Here is a 16,638-nt window from a genome sequence, read left to right on the forward strand (position 1 = left end):
GCGCTGGCTCCTCTGTCTGGCGTTAAAACCAGTGTTTACGTTTGAATAGCCAAATCAGTATCCCACCAATTCCCAGCATGGCTCCCCACACAAAAAAATAGCCGTACTGATAGCGAAGCTCAGGCATATTTTCAAAGTTCATGCCGTAAATGCCGGCAATAAACGTCAGCGGTACAAAGATGGCGGTAATGACCGTCAGCACACGCATGGTGATATTTAGCTGGTGGGATGAAATAGAGATATAGCCATCGACTAAATCACCGCAAATCTCATAGTACATCTGCGTTAAGGTGTAGAGGCGCTCGAAGCGATCCGCGACATCGTTAATCGCGTGAAGCGTCTCGCTTTCTTCACGGGGCACATGCTCGTAGTCGTAAGCCGTTAGCTCTTGGGTAATTCCCTGGTGATAGCTAAAGATACGGCGCATTTTCACCAGCCGAGAGCGATAGGTAATGATCTTGCGCATGAGCACATCGTTACCGTCTTCGAGCAGCTCATCCTCCAGGTCGCTCAGTTCGGTTTCAAATTCGAGCAGACTATCGATATAAAAGCCGGCGGAAATATACATTACTCGCAGCGCGACATGCTCAGGGGAGTGCGCCAGCAGCGTCTTGCCGTGCTCATTAAACAGCCGTTCAATACTGAGCGCTTCACCGGGATGAAGCGTCACTAAAAACCGTTCACCGACAAAAAAACAGACCTGCTGGGGAAGATAATTTAACTCGGCATCGAAAGATGAAATACCTCGGTAGATAATCAGCGTGTGATTATCGAACTCTTCAATTTTTGGCGGATGGCGCTCTTTATGGGCATCCTGAATCGCCATGGGATGAAATTCAAAAGCCTCTAAAATGGTGCGTTCACTGTCCTGCGTCTCACCCTGCATATCGATCCAGATATGGCTGTCAGGCGTGGATTTCCACATGGCCAGCAAGTCTTCATTACCTTCGTGAACCGCACCATCGGGCGTAGTAAGCATAGTTCTAATCATAGTCGTCCTTGCGATTAGCTAGCGCTCAGAAGCGCTAATCGTTCTACGTACTTAGCCACTATAGCGATGCAGTCCCGGCACACCAAGCTCACGCTACGCGGCACCCTTCTGCACGGGCTGTTTCTTTATAGCATAGGCGAGCACCACGCTGACCAACGTTGAAATAGTCAGTGCGCCCAGAAAGGGGCCCAGCGTTGGAATACTGCCAGGAAAGCTCGCCGCCACCACGCCTGCGCTGAAACTGCCCTGGCTTAGCCACCCTGGCAAAATAGCCCCGAGCAGCCCAGCAACACCGCCGCCAACCGCAGCTATTGGCGTCATGCGCTGCCACAAACCTAGCAATACTGGCACCACAATGGCGGCGCAAAGTAAGTCGGCAATCAGGAAAAGGCGCAGTACCGATAACCCCTGCAAAGCAATCACCACCACGGGAATCATTAACCCAACCGTCACCCACCGGGCGGCAACCAGCGAAACACCGCGCTGCCCGCTACGGGCGACAATGAGCGAGGCAATACCGTTTTGTAGCGTATCGACACTGGAGGCTACCAAGGTCACAGCCAATACCAGCGCAGAGAGCGACAGCCAAGCGGGCGCATCTGTTAGCAGCGCAAAAAACGGCATCGGTGGTGCGCCCAGAGACACCCCGCTCATTGCCGCCAATATGCCTAAACCACCAATGACCATCACCACTACTATCGTCATAGCGCCGCCGAGCAATGCGCCACGCCCCAGGCTTTGGTCATCTTTAGCAGCCCATACGCGCTGCCAATAGCCCTGATGGAATAAGTTGGCGGCCGTTACCGCAATCACCAGCGTCAACGCCACGCTGAGCGCGCTGGTCACAGGAATAGCAGGCAGCGCCGCTTCGCTCGGCATAGAGGGCAGCCGCCAAAGTGCCATGCTGCCCACCACGGCCAATAGCGCCAGCAGCAGCCAGGCCTGCCAACGATCAGTAGCAAGGCTGGCTCGCAGGCCGCCCACTGCCGTATAAATAAGCGTGGCCAGCGCAACGCCAATAATCACTAAAGCGGGAGGCACATCAGACAGCAATGCCGTAATCGCACCAATCGCGGTTAGCTCAGCGGCTAGAAAGCAGGCCATATAGGCAATGGACACTAACGTGACCCAGCGCCGTACGCCGAGGCCATAGCAAGCCTCTGCAAATTCAGCGATGCTACGCCCCTCAGGAAGCGCCCGGCGAATCTTAGGCCCGTAAAGACCTAATACAATAAAAGGTAATGCCGAGCCAAGCGCATAGCCTGCCAGGGCAAGCGGGCCCACAAAGGCACCAATTTCCGGCGGCGCAAAGAGAATCCACGCCCCCATGCCGGACGCAAGAAAGGAAAGCCCCAGGGTCGAGGCCGTTTGCGAATTGCGAGCGGTAATATAATCATCGAGCGGGCCATCAACCCAGCGTGCCCGCAGGCCTAGAAAAGCAAAGCAGCACAGCGCCGCGCCAAGTACAGCTGACGTTAGGTAAAGCATGTCGCACTTCCTCCGCCGGTATGAACCGGATCAGGTTCCAGGGTCTGCGCAACGCGCATTCTCAGCCCTCCTTGATAAGGGCTCCCCTGGCGACAGTGAATGGAGGCGCTATCCTCAATGAAAACCGCGCCTCAGTAAAGGAAAGTGAAACAAAGCAAAGGTAAAGTAACGCTTAACCGCTGGGCGTCGCTGCCTCGCGCGGCACGCGCCCCATCAGGTAAAACTCCTCATTAGGCGGCGTCCCCGCCAGCGTCACCAGTCGATTAGACAGGCCAAAAAAAGCAGCAATAGCGCCGATATCCCAGCAATCCTCTTGACTGAAGCCGACGGCCAGCAAGCGTGCAGACCACTCGTCGGTCATTTCACCGATATCAATTGCGCAATGCATGGCAAAATCGAGCATCACGCGATGGCGCTCGCTAATGTGCGCCACGCGATAATTAATCGCGACTTGGTCGGCCAGCAGCGGGTCTTTACTATAAATGCGCACCAGCGCACCGTGTGCCACCACGCAATATAAGCAGCGGTTTCGCGCACTGGTAGCGACCACAATCATCTCTTTCTCTGCTTTAGTGAGCGACTCTGATTCCCGTTCCATTAACGCGTCGTGATAGGCAAAAAACGCCCTGAACTCAGCGGGACGATGGGCCAGCATTAGGAAAACATTGGGCACAAAGCCCGCTTTTTCCTGAACGGCCAGAATCGTAGTGCGAATATCGTCGGGCAGATCATCGAGCGTTTCTGGCACGTTAAAGCGACTTAATGATGGCAACATAATCACCTCTTTATTGTTAATTTCAACGACTTCATTAAAACTGTTTACCTAATACAAAATAAACAGTTAACTTAAGAAACGTTGCATCGGCAGCCCTGCTCGCCATAATGAATAACCGGGTTACGCAGAAACTTATGCGCGACGCCTACTAAATAGCTCTTTCAAAGAGACATTGTCATGAGTCATAACGAAGCTAAGGAACATATCTCTGGCCGTCTAAACGAGCTGTTTACCGACCCCTATCGAGCGTTTGAAAATAATACGGATGAGCGCCAGCTACACATCCGAATCATGCTGCATATGTTGCTTGCTCGGCCTATGAATCGGGGCCATATGACACTAAGAGTGATCCATGGCTGGGAAAATGGCGGCTTTGAACCCGAAGATCTTCAGCATGTGGACTATCCTCTCCATGGTGTGGCTGACTTTAAGCGTGCAGTTCAAGAGTTTGTCAATGCGGCAAAGCACAACACGCCATTACCTGCCGATAAAACTGCCGTTCTAGCAACGCCTCTAGATGATGCCATTGCAGATGCTGAGGCCGTGGGTCAAGATCTTACCCTCGACATTCGCGACACGCCGGCTCGCTGGCCTGCCTTTGAAGGCGGCTTAGCCCTTTATACGTTGTTCAAAATGTACCACCGCCTCACTTATGGCGAGGATGACAACTACCGGTGCACCCAATGTATAACACCGCTGGGCATACGCGAAATACACGAATTTCATCTTGAAGAAGGCGAATTTGCGCTACTCGTACCACAAGCGCCCAACGTCATCAATGAACCCTCTTTACTTGTATTGCATGAGAGTCAGCTTGATCCAATCGAACAGCTGCTTGAAGAAAGCCTGACTATTTTTGATAACTTTTGAGTAATGCGACACCGCTTAATCCATACAGGTAGCGCCCTGCCCTACTATCATTAGACCCCGTTTAAGCGGGGTCTAATGGGGCGATGAACCGCGTTTTTTTAGCCCAGCGAAATCGTGCTATTAATGCCACTAGAAACGTTCTCCGGCTCGAACCAGCGTGCCGTGACGGTTTTTGTTTGCGTCCAGAAAGCGATGGCCTGCTTACCGTTTGGCCCTAAATCACCGAGCTTCGACGCCCGCGAACCGGTAAAGCTGAAATATGCCACCGGTACCGGAATCGGCACGTTAATACCGATTTGCCCCACATCAATGTCGGTTTCAAAACGGCGCGCCACCCAGCCTGAGTTGGTAAAAATCGAGGTACCGTTACCGTTAGGGTTGGCATTGATAAAGGCGATGGCATCATCCAGCGTTTCAACGCTGACCACACACAGCACAGGCCCAAAAATCTCCTCACGATAAATAGTCATATCGGCGGTCACATCGGCAAATAGCGTCGGCCCAACGAAGTTACCGTTAGGGTAGCCCTCTACCTGGACATTGCGGCCATCGACCATCAGCTTGGCGCCCTCTTTTTCACCCGCATCGATTAAGCGCAAAACACGATCACGCGCAGCGGGTGAGACCAACGGGCCTAAGTCTGCATCAAGCTGGGTACCTGGCCCCACTTTCATATTACGTGCGGCATCAACAATATCGGTTAACCATTCCCGTGCATCCCCCACGAGTACGACCACCGAGTTGGCCATACAGCGTTGGCCCGCGGCGCCAAATGCCGAACCCAGCAAGTTGTTAATGGCCTGACTGCGGTTGGCATCAGGCATGACCACGCAGTGATTCTTAGCACCCATCATCGCCTGCATCCGCTTGCCTGCTGCCGCCGCGCGGTTATAAAGCAATGAACCTACGTGGGTTGAGCCAATAAACGAAAGCGCTTTGATATCTTGATGATCAGCAATCTGATTGGCCACATCAGGCCCACCGTGCACCACGTTGAGTACCCCGGGCGGGATTCCAGCCTCGTGGGCCAGTTCCACCAAGCGCATGGTAGAGCTTGGGTCTTGCTCCGACGGCTTTAGAATAAAGGTGTTGCCGGTCGCAATCGCCAGCGGGAACATAAAACACGGCAACATGATTGGAAAGTTAAACGCAGTGATCCCCGCACCAACGCCGAGCGGTTGATGCATGGTGTAAACATCGACTTCATTCGCCGCATTTTCCGCCAGCTCGCCAAGCTGCAGCGAAGTAATCGAACAAGCGTGTTCTACGACCTCTAGGCCACGACCTACTTCGCCTTCCGCATCCGGTAGGGTTTTACCATGCTCTTCGGTAATCAACGCCGCGAGTTCCGACGTGTTATCGCGAATCAAAGCCTGGAGTTTGAGCATAATGCGCATACGCTTGCCCAGCGGCACTTTACGCCACGTCTTAAACGCCTCTTTTGCGCTGCTAACAGCGCGCTCCACTTCCTCAGCCGTGCAGAACGGTACCCGAGCGACCACTTCTTGCGTCGCAGGGTTAACCACGTCGTGCCACTCTTGGCTTTTTGACTGCACGGGCTGACCATCGATATACATAGGGATTTGGCGAACGGACATAGTGCTGCTCCTGTTACTTAAAAATGCGTATTTATTGTTGGAAAGCGGTTACTGACAGGCGTAGTGATAATAAATGGGTGTTCAGGGTATAGCAGCAAGTTGACGTTAACGTCAACCAAGTATCACGTGAGTAAACAAAATCTTCGGCGTGGCGTCAATTAGCTTTTCCCAATTGAGACAACGCTGGCTATGCTTCGGCTAATCAGGCCAGCCATGCCTGAGAGGATTGTTCACGATAAATGCTAGGCATGACGTGTTATAAGCACAGGGAACTATTTATGCAGACTTTTAGCTGTTGCTGTGGCAATCCTGTTTTTTATGAGAATACTCAATGCCTTGCATGCCAGTCAGAAGTAGGCTGGTGTCCGAGTTGCAGCAACATTGTAGCCATTGAACCGCTGGAGAGTGGCGGCTTTCTCTGCACACACCCAGGCTGCGAAACCCCGCTAATGAAATGCTATAACTATGCCGTTGAGAACGTCTGCAACCGGATGGTGGTGATGAAGGAAGGCCACGCTGACACGCTATGCGACTGCTGCCGCTATAACGACGTCATCCCTGACCTGGCGATTGACGGGCACCGTGAGCGCTGGGCAGCCCTTGAAGCCGCTAAGCGTCGGCTATTTCATACGCTGGATCTACTCAAACTGCCGCACGGCACCAAAGACGATGATATTGCCGTGCCCTTAAGCTTCTCGTTTATGGCGGACGCCCTGCCCGACCAGGGGCTGTGGCGCTCGACCGCCAAGCAAGAGAAGGTATATACCGGGCATGCCTCTGGACACATTACGATCAACGTCAAAGAAGCCGATGACGTGGAGCGTGAGCGCCTGCGGGTCGATATGAATGAGTCCCACCGCACGCTGATCGGCCATTTCCGTCATGAAATTGGCCACTACTATTGGGACGTGTTGGTGAAAGAGCGCGATGAAGAAGCCTGCCGCGCGGTATTTGGCAATCATCACCGGCCGAGCTATGCCGAAGCCCTAGAGCAGTATTACCAAACGGGCGCTCCCGCTGACTGGTCCAATCGATTCATTTCCGCTTACGCCACCATGCACCCGTGGGAGGATTTTGCTGAAACGTTCGCGTACTACTTGGATATGGTAGCGGTGCTGGATACAGCGCTGCATATGGGCATTACCCACGTTGAATACGACGGCAGCCTAGATAGCATGCTGATTGCTTTTCATCAGGTCGGGTTAGCGGTAAACGAACTGAATCGCGATATGGGACTACTCGATTTAGCCCCTGGAGTGCTTGCCCCGCCCGTACGTGAAAAGCTGGCGTACCTGCATAAAATCATTCAGGCCGCCAGCCCGGTACCGCGTTAACCGGCTAGTCGTTGTCGTTATCGCCAGCGTGACTTTGGCTTTGACTTTGGCTCTGCCCCGGCGATTGCGCCACGCGCGGCACGCTGTCGTCATTAACAAAATACGTCGCGCTGAGCGTATCGTGAATGGCGGCAAAGCCAATCTGCAGCTCATCGATGAACGCATGCAGCTTGCTGGGCGAATGCGCCAGCGCTTGAATATCGGCGTCCACCACGTCGGCACGTACCAGCGAAACAGTCGCCGCTGGGCGGTCTTGTCGGGGCAATAGCGTAAGCTCATGGAGCAACGTTTCAAGACTGCAAGCAATCGAGCGCGGCAAGTTTGGGTCTTGCAGTAGAAAGCGCAGTACGTCCGGCCCCCGCACACGCAGGCGCACCTGTTGACGGTACATTTGGTAAGCGGTTAGTGATTTAAGTACGCTCATCCACTGAAGGTTTTCAAACGGCAGCAGCTCTTCAGGGTTCTGGGGCAGCAAGCTGGCAGAGCGCACGTCAACAATACGCGTGGTCATATCGGCGCGCTCTAGCTGGCGGCCCAGCTCAATAAACGTTCGCGCCGGGCCGTGGCTTAAGGTGCCTTCAATCAGCCCCGTTAGCGCCTGGCATCCGCGAATCACACTTTTTAAGAAGCTATCTCGGCGCCTTGGGCTAACGCCATTTTCGGCATGGTCGGCCACACTCAGGTAAAGCTGATTGACCTCTTCCCATATCTCTCTTGGCACAACGTCCCGCGTGGTTCTTAAGTTCTCGCGGGCACTGGCGAGTGCGGAAATAATCGAAATATCATTATCGGGATCAGCACACAAAAAGTGCACTACGTTGCGCTCATCAAAGCTGTCATGACGCGATTTAAAAGTTTCCAGGCTGCCAGTCATATCAATGAGCGGTGCCCAGCCCAACGGTAGGCGCCCTGGCAAATCAAGCATTAGATGGCTGTTAACACTTAACAGACGCGCGGTATCTTCCGCACGTTCGATATAACGCGCCATCCAGTAAAGGTTCTCTGCAACGCGTGACAGCATGGCGTTAGTCTCCTTTCACCGCGGCCGCTGCCGCTTTTTCATCGGTTTCCACAATCCAAGTATCTTTACTGCCACCGCCTTGGGAAGAGTTAACCACCAGCGAGCCCTCTATTAACGCTACTCGGGTTAAACCACCGGTGGTCACATGAATTTCAGGCCCTGAAAGAATAAAGGGCCGTAAATCCACATGGCGCGGCTGCGGCACACCATTCGCCAGCGTAGGGGTCGTCGAAAGCGCCAGGGTGGGCTGAGCCATGTAGTTGCGCGGATTAGCTTTAATCAGTCGCGCGAACTCTTCGCGCGTTTCTTTGGTTGAACGTGGGCCAATCAGCATGCCGTAGCCACCCGACTCATTGGCAGGCTTTACCACGAGTTCATCCAAATGATCGAGGACATAGCGCCGGTCGTCTTCGAACATACACAGGTAGCTGGGGACGTTAGGCAGCAGCGGCTCCTGGTCGAGATAGTAGCGAATCAGCGCGGGAACAAAGGCATAAACGACTTTGTCATCTGCCACGCCAGCGCCGGGCGCATTGGCCAGCGCCACTTTGCCCGCCCGCCAGGCGCGCATTAGGCCTGCCACCCCCAGCATAGAGTCAGGATTAAACACTTCGGGATCTAAAAACTCATCGTCAACGCGGCGATAAATAACATCCACTCGGCGCATGCCTTCTACGGTGCGCATAAAAACGACATTATCGTCATCGACCAGCAGGTCACTCCCCTGTACCAGCTCCACTCCCATTTGCTGGGCAAGATAGGCATGTTCAAAGTAGGCAGAGTTATAGATCCCTGGGGTAAGTACGACGATCTGTGGTTCATCCCCCGGGCGCGGCGACATAGCTGCCAACATGTCGTAAAGCTGCGCGACGTAATCATCTACCGGCAAAATCTTGCCTGAGGCAAATAGTTCCGGCAGCACTCGCTTGGTAACGTTACGATTTTCAAGCATGTAAGACACGCCGGAAGGTATGCGCAGGTTATCTTCCAATACATACAGCGTACCGCTGCCATCGCGCACTAAGTCAGAGCCACAGATATGCGCCCACACGCCATGGGGCGGATTAATCCCGACACACTGGGGGCGAAAGTTAACTGATTGGGCCAACACCTCAGCCGGCAGCACCTTATCCTTGATAACTTTTTGATCGTGATAAATATCGTCGATAAATAAATTCAGCGCCTGCACACGCTGTTTAAGCCCCGCTTCTGTTTTACGCCACTCGCTGGCGGGAATAATCCGCGGCACAATATCAAAAGGCCAAGCGCGATCAATCATTGCGCCTTCTGAATAGACGGTAAACGTAATCCCCATGGTGCGTATCGCGATCTCGGCCGCGGTTTTCCGCTCGGCCAATTCCTCGGCGCTAAACCTTGCCAACATGTTGCACAATTCACCCGCTGACTCGCGCGGCTGACCCGGTGCGGCCATCAGCTCATCGTAATAGTCACGACACGCATAGTTATTCCAATTCACTTGGCTCATGGGCGCTCTCCTAGCGCTGGGGTGGAAGCAGCAACTTCCTCAATGCTCAGTGTAGGCCTGCTGCGCGCAAAACAATCAAACAATTGAGAGCAAAATACGTACCATCTTTGGCGATATTTCAACGCTTGCTAGCGCAAACGTTATTGGACAAGGCGAGCAATCAAATTAACGGCCCGTTTCGCATTATTTTGGTGCAATAAGTGGGTGTTATATTAGTGCACACAGCGCTTTCCACTTTAGTTAAACGCCTTAGTTAAGATACCGGCTGCAAAATAGTAAAAGTGGAACGATACTTGCGAAACGTTCGGTTATTCCTTATCCCAACCATACGGTTGATAACGGTTCTTTTGAGGGTGGCCCATGACCATTCGCGTTGCCTTGTATCATCGAACGACCTACCATTTTGATCGCCCGGTGCGTCTTTCGCCCCATGTCATTCGGCTGCGTCCGGCGCCTCACTGTCGCACGCACATTGAGGCTTACTCCCTCAAGCTTTCTGGCGACGACCACTTTTTGAACTGGCAGCAGGATCCGTTCGGTAACTTCAATGCACGGGTGGTCTTTCCAGAGCCGCGTAAAGAGTTAACGATTGCCGTCGAGCTCATCGCACCGATGACGGTCATTAACCCGTTCGATTTCTTCTTAGACGATATCGCGCAAACGATTCCCTTTGCTTACCCAGAAGCGCTGCGTCAAGAGCTCAGCCCGTATTTGGAAATTACCGAATCGGGACCGCTGCTAATAAAGTGGCTTCAGGATGTATCCCACGAGCCCACCACGACGGTTGATTTTTTAGTCGCGCTTAACCAGCGCCTGCAGAACGATATCGGCTATCTCGTGCGCTTAGAGCCGGGCGTGCAGAGCTGCGAAGAAACCTTAACGCTTGCTAGCGGCTCCTGTCGCGATAGCGCCTGGCTGCTGGTGCAGATTTTTCGACATCTCGGGCTAGCTGCTCGATTTGTCTCGGGCTACCTCATTCAGCTTAAATCCGATGTTAAAGCGCTGGATGGCCCTAGCGGTACCGAGGTCGACTTCACTGACCTACACGCCTGGACCGAGGTATTTCTGCCCGGCGCAGGCTGGGTAGGGCTGGACCCAACTTCGGGTCTATTCGCTGGCGAGGGTCATATACCGCTAGCCGCTACCCCAACTACCGGCAGCGCGGCCGCGATCACTGGTTTTTCCGACAAGTGTGAAGTCACGTTTGACGTGACCATGGAAGTAGCGCGCATTCACGAAGACCCGCGCGTCACCAAGCCCTACAGCGATGAGCAGTGGCAGCGGATCTGCACGCTAGGCGATGACGTAGATGCCGAACTCCTCCAGCAGGACGTCCGCCTGACCATGGGCGGCGAACCGACGTTTGTTTCCATTGACGATATGGAAAGCCCGCAGTGGAACACCGAAGCACTGGGCGAGCACAAGCGTGAACGAGCCGAGGCGCTGCTTACGCGCCTGCAGAATGCCTACGCACCCGGTAGCGCTATTCAACAACAGCAGGGCAAGTGGTATCCCGGCGAGCCGTTACCGCGCTGGGCGCTGGCCTGTTACTGGCGCAAAGATGGCGTGCCGCTATGGCGAGATCCTCAATGGCTGGCCTGCCTGGAGGGCGCCGCCCAGGTAGATGTAAATGACACACTGGCTCAACGTTTCACCCAGGCGCTTAGCGAGCGCCTGGGCGTGGCTGCACGCTACTGGATTCCTGCGTTCGAGGACACCTACTACTATCTCTGGAAAGAGCAGTCGCTTCCGGTCAATGTTGATCCCCGCGAAACGAATCTGAAGGACGATGCCGAACGCTTGCGTTTAGCTCGCCTATTAGAACAAGGCTTAGATGAAGTGATTGGCTACGCTTTGCCGCTGCGCCATTCGCTTAGCCAGGCCCATCGCTGGGAAAGCGGGCGCTGGCCGCTCAAGCGCGAGCATCTATTCCTAGTGCCCGGCGATTCCCCCATGGGGCTGCGATTACCGCTTGCGGCGCTTCCCTGGGCAGACCCCGAAGAGCAGCCTCAGCCGGAATCACTGTTCGCCCACCGCCCAGCGCTAGGCGATATTCATGGCGAAGTCGCGCGCAGAAATGTCGAACAGCTGCATATTAGCGATGCTGAACGCCTGGGCCGCTCTAGCCATCCCAGCTCGTCACATCCTGAAGGCGAGTCCGTTCAACAGCAGCCGCGAGCAGACACCGACCGGGAAAGCGGCGTCATTCACACCAGCCTGTGTGTGGAGCCACGCGACGGACGTTTACACATTTTCCTACCACCGCTGACCAGCCTTGAGCACTATCTTGACCTGCTTAGCACCGTCGAAGAGTGTGCGAAAGAGCTTGCCTGCCCGGTGATGGTAGAAGGCTACTCGCCGCCCAGAGACCCACGGTTGGAAAACTTCATGATCACTCCCGACCCTGGCGTGATCGAGGTCAATATTATGCCCGCTGCCAGCTGGCAAACCCTGGTGGCGCAAACCGAACGGCTGTACGTCGAAGCGCGGGAAACACGCCTGGGCACCGAAAAATTTATGCTTGATGGCCGTCATACCGGTACCGGCGGCGGCAACCATGTCACGCTAGGCGGCTTAACGCCGGAGGATTCGCCGTTTTTACGCCGCCCTGATTTGCTTGCCAGCCTAGTCACCTACTGGCAGCACCACCCTAGCCTCTCCTATCTGTTTTCGGGCTTGTTTATTGGCCCGACTAGCCAGGCCCCGCGGGTTGATGAAGCGCGCCATGAAGCCTTGTATGAGTTAGAAATTGCCCTTCAGCAAATACCTGAAGGCGAGGTGGTTCAACCTTGGCTGGTCGATCGGCTGTTGCGCCATCTGCTGACTGACTTAACCGGCAATACGCATCGTGCCGAGTTCTGTATCGACAAGCTTTACTCGCCGGATAGCGATAGCGGGCGTTTAGGGCTGTTAGAACTGCGTGGTTTTGAGATGCCGCCGCATGCCCGAATGGGGCTTATGCAGATGATGCTAATACGCGCGCTGGTGGCGCGCTGCTGGAAAACGCCGTATCGCGCTAAGCCGGTGCGTTGGGGCAGCGCACTGCAAGATCGTTGGATGCTGCCCCACTACTTATGGAATGACCTTGACGACGTGCTGGGCGACTTACGCCATCACGGCTTTGATTTTGATCTTAAATGGTTCGCCCCGTTCCTTGAGTTCCGCTTTCCGCTGCATGGTCGACTGCAAACCCCCATGCTGAATATAGAGCTGCGCCAAGCCATCGAGCCGTGGCACGTGTTGGGCGAAGAGGCTTCCGCAGGCGGCACGGCGCGTTACGTCGACTCCTCGGTTGAGCGCCTGGAAGTCAAAGTCAGCGGCATGAGCGGCGACCGCTATGTAGTGACCTGCAATGGACGCCGTGTGCCTCTTGCCGCCACCGGCCGAAACGGTGAAGCGGTTGCAGGCGTGCGCTACCGTGCCTGGCAGCCGCCTTCTGCTCTGCACCCGCAGATTCCCATCCACGCGCCGCTCGTATTTGACGTTATCGACACCTGGAACCAGCGCTCTGTTGCGGGTTGCACCTACTATGTGGTGCACCCTACCGGGCGCAATTTCGACACTTTCCCAGTCAATGCCTTTGAAGCCGAAGCGCGGCGGCTAGGGCGCTTTAGTGATAGCGGCCATCGTCATGGGCATCAGGTACCCAAGGTGGAAACACCCAGCCTTGAGCTGCCGCAAACGCTCGACCTGCGCTGGACGCCAAGCTAATGCTTTTCTCTTAGCGTTCAGTGCAGGATAATCCGCCCCTCACTTTTCAGGATTATAAGGAAATGACGGCCCCTGTCTCTCCCTCTCTTATCGCGCCGCTCGCTAACGGGCTCGTTGAGGACTACTTGAATCAGCTAGGCAAGGGACAGCCCGGCACATTTGACGCCATGCTTGATGGCCAAGGGCAGCTGCGCCCTGGCTGGCAAAGCCTGCTGGGTTCTTTGGAAACCCTGGGCCCAGAAGGCCGTTATCATCAGCATGAAGAAATTCAGCGCCTGCTAGCCGAGAACGGCGTGATTTTCAATATGCACGACGAAGCCCAGGGGCGTTCTTGGCGGCTGGACCCACTCCCCTGGGTGATTGATGAAGCCCAGTGGCAAGCGTTGGAAGCGGGGCTCACGCAGCGCAGCCGCTTACTGTCCGCAATTTATGATGACATTTACGGGCCTAGAACGCTCTTTGATGCCGGCTTGCTGCCAACTCAGGCACTGCTCGCCTCCTCAGACCTACTGCTGCCTTGCCACGATTCACTGCCTAAAGATCACGCCCCGATCACCTTCCACGGCGTGGATGTGATTCAAGACACACAGGGTCAGTGGCGGGTAATGGCAGACCGGCTGCAAGCGCCCTCAGGCACCGGCTTTGCGCTTGAAAATCGTATTTTGATGGCGCGCGCGCTGCCGGACATGTACCGCAATGCGCCGCTTAAACGCTTAGCCGGCTTTCTTGACCTGCATCACCGCACGCTTATCGCCATGGCCTACCAACACCGCGATAACCCGACGCTTATCTTGTTGACGCCGGGGCCAGCAAGCCCACGCTATTTTGAGCACGCTTACCTGGCCAACTACCTCAATATTGCGCTGGTAGAAGGCCAGGATTTAGTCGTGCGCGACACCCAGGTGTGGCTGCGCACGCTGGGTGGCTTGCAGCCAGTGGATGTAATATTGCGCCACTGCGACGATAGTTACTGCGACCCGCTAGAGCTACGCGGTGACTCTCAGCTCGGCGTGCCAGGGCTACTGCAAGCGATGCGTGCTGGCGGCGTGGCGCTTTCTAACGCGCTGGGGGTCGGTATTTTGGAATCCCCTGTACTCGCCGACTACCTGCCTGCGCTGTGCGAGCACCTACTGGGCGAAACGTTACTGCTTGCCAATGCCGACGCCACGACTCAGCCAGCCACCGCACCCATTTTTGACAGCTACCTGCAGCGTTTAGCGCCCACCACGCTCAATCTGCGCTGCTTTGTGACGCGCACGCCTGCTGGTGGCGCCGCTAAAACGCCTGCGACGAGCGAATACCAGGTCATGCCCGGCGGCCTAGCTTGGGTTGGTGAGCCCGGTTCCCCCTCGCTCAGCAGCACAGTCGTTAAAGATGTATGGGTCACGGCTGCCTCACCTCAGCCGCATGTTAGCCAGCTACGCCAGGCCCGAGGCCCGGTGGTGGCCACTCGCGATGGAACAGACCTGCCTAGCCGAGTGGCTGAAAGCCTGTTTTGGCTGGGCCGCTATGGCGAAAGGCTAGATACCCGCGCTCGCCTGCTGCGTGAAGCGCTGCTGAGATTAATGGAGTATGACCAGGACGAGATTGCTGACCAGCTGCTTGATGAGCTGCTGCTGGCGCTGGATATCACCACGCTCAATGAAGACGACGAACACCGACTTCTGGCACCGCTCGTTGGCTTTGATCAGAAGCGCACGGCGCTGCTGGCTCAGTTTGACGATGTCGACCCCCAGGCCTTGCAGCCGCTGTTTGCACAGCTGATGCGCAATGCCCGCAGCGTGCGTGATCATTTAGGTGACGACTCTTGGCGCGTGGTACATCAATTACGCCAACGAATAGCGACGTTTAATCCAAGCCTAGGCACCAGCGCTGCACGGCGTGCCTGTGAAGGTCTCTCTGCCCAGCTGGCGGCCTTCTTTGGGCTGTGTAACGAAACCATGCCACATCACTATGGCTGGCGCTTTATGGATATTGGCCGATTCTTAGACCGCGTGCTGGGGCTTCTCTCGCTACTTAAGCTGACGCTCAATGCTTCGCACACGCCGGGGCTGGCCCTGTGGGAAGTAGTGCTGGCGACGACCGATAACTTCACCGCTTACCGGCGGCGCTATCGCAGCGAGCTTCATCCAGCGGCGATTCTAGATTTACTGCTGTTCGATGAAACCAACCCACGCTCGGTGGGCTACATGCTCAAACGCCTTGAGCGTCAGATGGAGCGTTTACCCGGCACAACGTCACCTTATCGTAACGCTGAACGGCGGCTATTAATTCAAGCCAATGCGGCGCTGCACCTTGCAGACATTGATCGCTTAAGCCACTTAGCCGATACACCCTCGGCACAAAAGGCATTAGAACAATTGCTGGATGCTCTCATTGAACCGTTAAGCGCGCTTTCCGAAGCCGTTGGTCAGAGCCATTTCAGCCACGTGGAGCGCCCGCGCCAATTGGTTAGCATGGAGCCCAATGCATGAACTACACGCTGCGGCATACTACGCGCTATGACTACAGCGCCCCGGTCACGCTGTGCCATAGTGAAGCGCGTGTATTGCCACGAGAAACACCCCACCAGCAGTGTGGCGTTTCTGAGCTGCACATTAGCCCTGCCCCGCAGGTGCAAATGGAGCGCCGCGATGTGTTTGGCAACCGTGTACTGTATTTCGCCATGGAAGACGTTCATCAGCGTCTGGATGTCACGGTGATAACCTCGCTGAGCACTCAGCCGCTGGCCGCGCTGCCGAGCACATCACCAGCGTGGGAAGACGTCGTTAAACATCTTAGCCAAGACGCTCGCTTTGACGTTCAGCTCTATCGCTTAGACTCGCCGTTTATTCGCCGCAACCCTACATTAGCCGCTTTCGCACGCGAGTGTTTCACGCCGGGCCGGCCGTTAGTTGAAGCGGCATTAGCACTTAACAATCTGATTCACAGCACGTTTGAATACGACCCAAGCTTCACCACGCTAGCGACGCCGCTGAGCGAAGTGCTCACCAATCGGCGCGGCGTCTGCCAAGACTTCGCTCATCTAGCCATTGGCGCATTACGCTCGATAGGCCTCACGGCCCGCTACGTCAGCGGCTATTTGGAAACTCAGCCGCCGGCTGGGCAGCCGCGCTTAATTGGCGCGGATGCCTCTCATGCATGGCTGGCCACCTGGATTCCTGAATGGGGCTGGTTGGCACTTGATCCTACCAACGGCACCGTGCCCGGCGAGCAGCACCCCGTGCTCGCCTGGGGGCGAGACTATGCCGACGTGGCGCCGCTTAAAGGCGTGATGAATGGCGGTGGCGAGCATCGTTTGGAGGTAAATGTTGATGTGCTGCCCGCTGCAGGCTAACGCGCATTCTGTCTATCTCGGCGTAGT

Annotated in this window: 11 protein-coding genes and 1 riboswitch; of the genes, 5 read left to right on the forward strand and 6 right to left on the reverse strand. The window is 55.4% G+C overall.

Translation table 11 applies throughout. From position 1 onward, the window contains the following. Positions 1–22: 22 nt before the first annotated feature. The 3 genes from corA to KUO20_RS11345 form a co-directional block, all read right to left on the reverse strand. The gene (corA, locus tag KUO20_RS11335) at positions 23–991 is read right to left on the reverse strand and encodes a magnesium/cobalt transporter CorA (RefSeq protein ID WP_235039964.1); all 969 of its coding nucleotides are present in this window, start codon (positions 989–991) and stop codon (positions 23–25) included. 93 nt (positions 992–1,084) lie between these two features. Next, positions 1,085–2,479, reverse strand: a complete 1,395-nt coding sequence (locus tag KUO20_RS11340) for an SLC5/6 family protein (protein ID WP_235039965.1) — start codon at positions 2,477–2,479, stop codon at positions 1,085–1,087. Next, positions 2,469–2,577, reverse strand: a riboswitch (TPP riboswitch). Its footprint overlaps the gene before it by 11 nt. Positions 2,578–2,651: 74 nt before the next feature. After that, the gene (locus KUO20_RS11345; protein WP_235039966.1) at positions 2,652–3,254 is read right to left on the reverse strand and encodes a peroxidase-related enzyme; all 603 of its coding nucleotides are present in this window, start codon (positions 3,252–3,254) and stop codon (positions 2,652–2,654) included. Between the two features lie 177 nt (positions 3,255–3,431). Here KUO20_RS11345 and KUO20_RS11350 point away from each other — a divergent pair, with 177 nt between their 5' ends. Beyond that, positions 3,432–4,124 carry a hypothetical protein gene (locus tag KUO20_RS11350; RefSeq protein WP_235039967.1) on the forward strand — a complete coding sequence of 231 codons (693 nt, stop codon included), beginning with the start codon at positions 3,432–3,434 and terminating at the stop codon, positions 4,122–4,124. 98 nt (positions 4,125–4,222) lie between these two features. Here the strand turns inward: KUO20_RS11350 and KUO20_RS11355 are convergent, their stop codons facing one another. Next, positions 4,223–5,722, reverse strand: coding sequence for a CoA-acylating methylmalonate-semialdehyde dehydrogenase (locus tag KUO20_RS11355; RefSeq protein ID WP_235039968.1), 1,500 nt, complete (start codon positions 5,720–5,722; stop codon positions 4,223–4,225). Between the two features lie 278 nt (positions 5,723–6,000). On the opposite strand from KUO20_RS11355, the gene KUO20_RS11360 reads away from it, so the two are divergent. Continuing rightward, on the forward strand, positions 6,001–7,056 hold the full coding sequence (locus tag KUO20_RS11360; RefSeq protein WP_235039969.1) for a zinc-binding metallopeptidase family protein: 1,056 nt from the start codon (positions 6,001–6,003) through the stop codon (positions 7,054–7,056). Between the two features lie 4 nt (positions 7,057–7,060). On the opposite strand, the gene KUO20_RS11365 is transcribed toward KUO20_RS11360, so the two are convergent. Together KUO20_RS11365 and KUO20_RS11370 are read right to left on the reverse strand one after the other, a co-directional pair. Beyond that, entirely contained in the window at positions 7,061–8,077 is a 1,017-nt protein-coding gene (locus KUO20_RS11365) for an alpha-E domain-containing protein (protein WP_235039970.1), read from the reverse strand. 4 nt (positions 8,078–8,081) lie between these two features. Then, positions 8,082–9,563, reverse strand: coding sequence for a circularly permuted type 2 ATP-grasp protein (locus KUO20_RS11370; RefSeq protein WP_235039971.1), 1,482 nt, complete (start codon positions 9,561–9,563; stop codon positions 8,082–8,084). A 360-nt stretch (positions 9,564–9,923) separates the two neighbouring features. On the opposite strand from KUO20_RS11370, the gene KUO20_RS11375 reads away from it, so the two are divergent. The 3 genes from KUO20_RS11375 (at position 9,924) to KUO20_RS11385 (ending at position 16,611) form a co-directional block, all read left to right on the forward strand. Then, positions 9,924–13,274, forward strand: a complete 3,351-nt coding sequence (locus KUO20_RS11375) for a transglutaminase family protein (protein ID WP_235039972.1) — start codon at positions 9,924–9,926, stop codon at positions 13,272–13,274. A 62-nt stretch (positions 13,275–13,336) separates the two neighbouring features. Then, positions 13,337–15,748, forward strand: a complete 2,412-nt coding sequence (locus KUO20_RS11380; RefSeq protein WP_235039973.1) for a circularly permuted type 2 ATP-grasp protein — start codon at positions 13,337–13,339, stop codon at positions 15,746–15,748. Continuing rightward, the gene (locus tag KUO20_RS11385) at positions 15,745–16,611 is read left to right on the forward strand and encodes a transglutaminase family protein (protein ID WP_235039974.1); all 867 of its coding nucleotides are present in this window, start codon (positions 15,745–15,747) and stop codon (positions 16,609–16,611) included. Before KUO20_RS11380 ends, KUO20_RS11385 begins: the two co-directional genes overlap by 4 nt. Positions 16,612–16,638 lie beyond the last annotated feature (27 nt).

This window comes from Vreelandella profundi (assembly GCF_019722725.1).
Classification (GTDB): Bacteria; Pseudomonadota; Gammaproteobacteria; order Pseudomonadales; family Halomonadaceae; genus Vreelandella; species Vreelandella profundi.

Excerpts from the sequence above, each read along its gene's own strand:
- corA (WP_235039964.1), bottom strand. The coding sequence starts at position 991 with ATGATTAGAACTATGCTTACTACGCCCGATGGTGCGGTTCACGAAGGT.
- KUO20_RS11340 (WP_235039965.1), bottom strand. The coding sequence starts at position 2,479 with ATGCTTTACCTAACGTCAGCTGTACTTGGCGCGGCGCTGTGCTGCTTT.
- KUO20_RS11345 (WP_235039966.1), bottom strand. The coding sequence starts at position 3,254 with ATGTTGCCATCATTAAGTCGCTTTAACGTGCCAGAAACGCTCGATGAT.
- KUO20_RS11350 (WP_235039967.1), top strand. The coding sequence starts at position 3,432 with ATGAGTCATAACGAAGCTAAGGAACATATCTCTGGCCGTCTAAACGAG.
- KUO20_RS11355 (WP_235039968.1), bottom strand. The coding sequence starts at position 5,722 with ATGTCCGTTCGCCAAATCCCTATGTATATCGATGGTCAGCCCGTGCAG.
- KUO20_RS11360 (WP_235039969.1), top strand. The coding sequence starts at position 6,001 with ATGCAGACTTTTAGCTGTTGCTGTGGCAATCCTGTTTTTTATGAGAAT.
- KUO20_RS11365 (WP_235039970.1), bottom strand. The coding sequence starts at position 8,077 with ATGCTGTCACGCGTTGCAGAGAACCTTTACTGGATGGCGCGTTATATC.
- KUO20_RS11370 (WP_235039971.1), bottom strand. The coding sequence starts at position 9,563 with ATGAGCCAAGTGAATTGGAATAACTATGCGTGTCGTGACTATTACGAT.
- KUO20_RS11375 (WP_235039972.1), top strand. The coding sequence starts at position 9,924 with ATGACCATTCGCGTTGCCTTGTATCATCGAACGACCTACCATTTTGAT.
- KUO20_RS11380 (WP_235039973.1), top strand. The coding sequence starts at position 13,337 with ATGACGGCCCCTGTCTCTCCCTCTCTTATCGCGCCGCTCGCTAACGGG.
- KUO20_RS11385 (WP_235039974.1), top strand. The coding sequence starts at position 15,745 with ATGAACTACACGCTGCGGCATACTACGCGCTATGACTACAGCGCCCCG.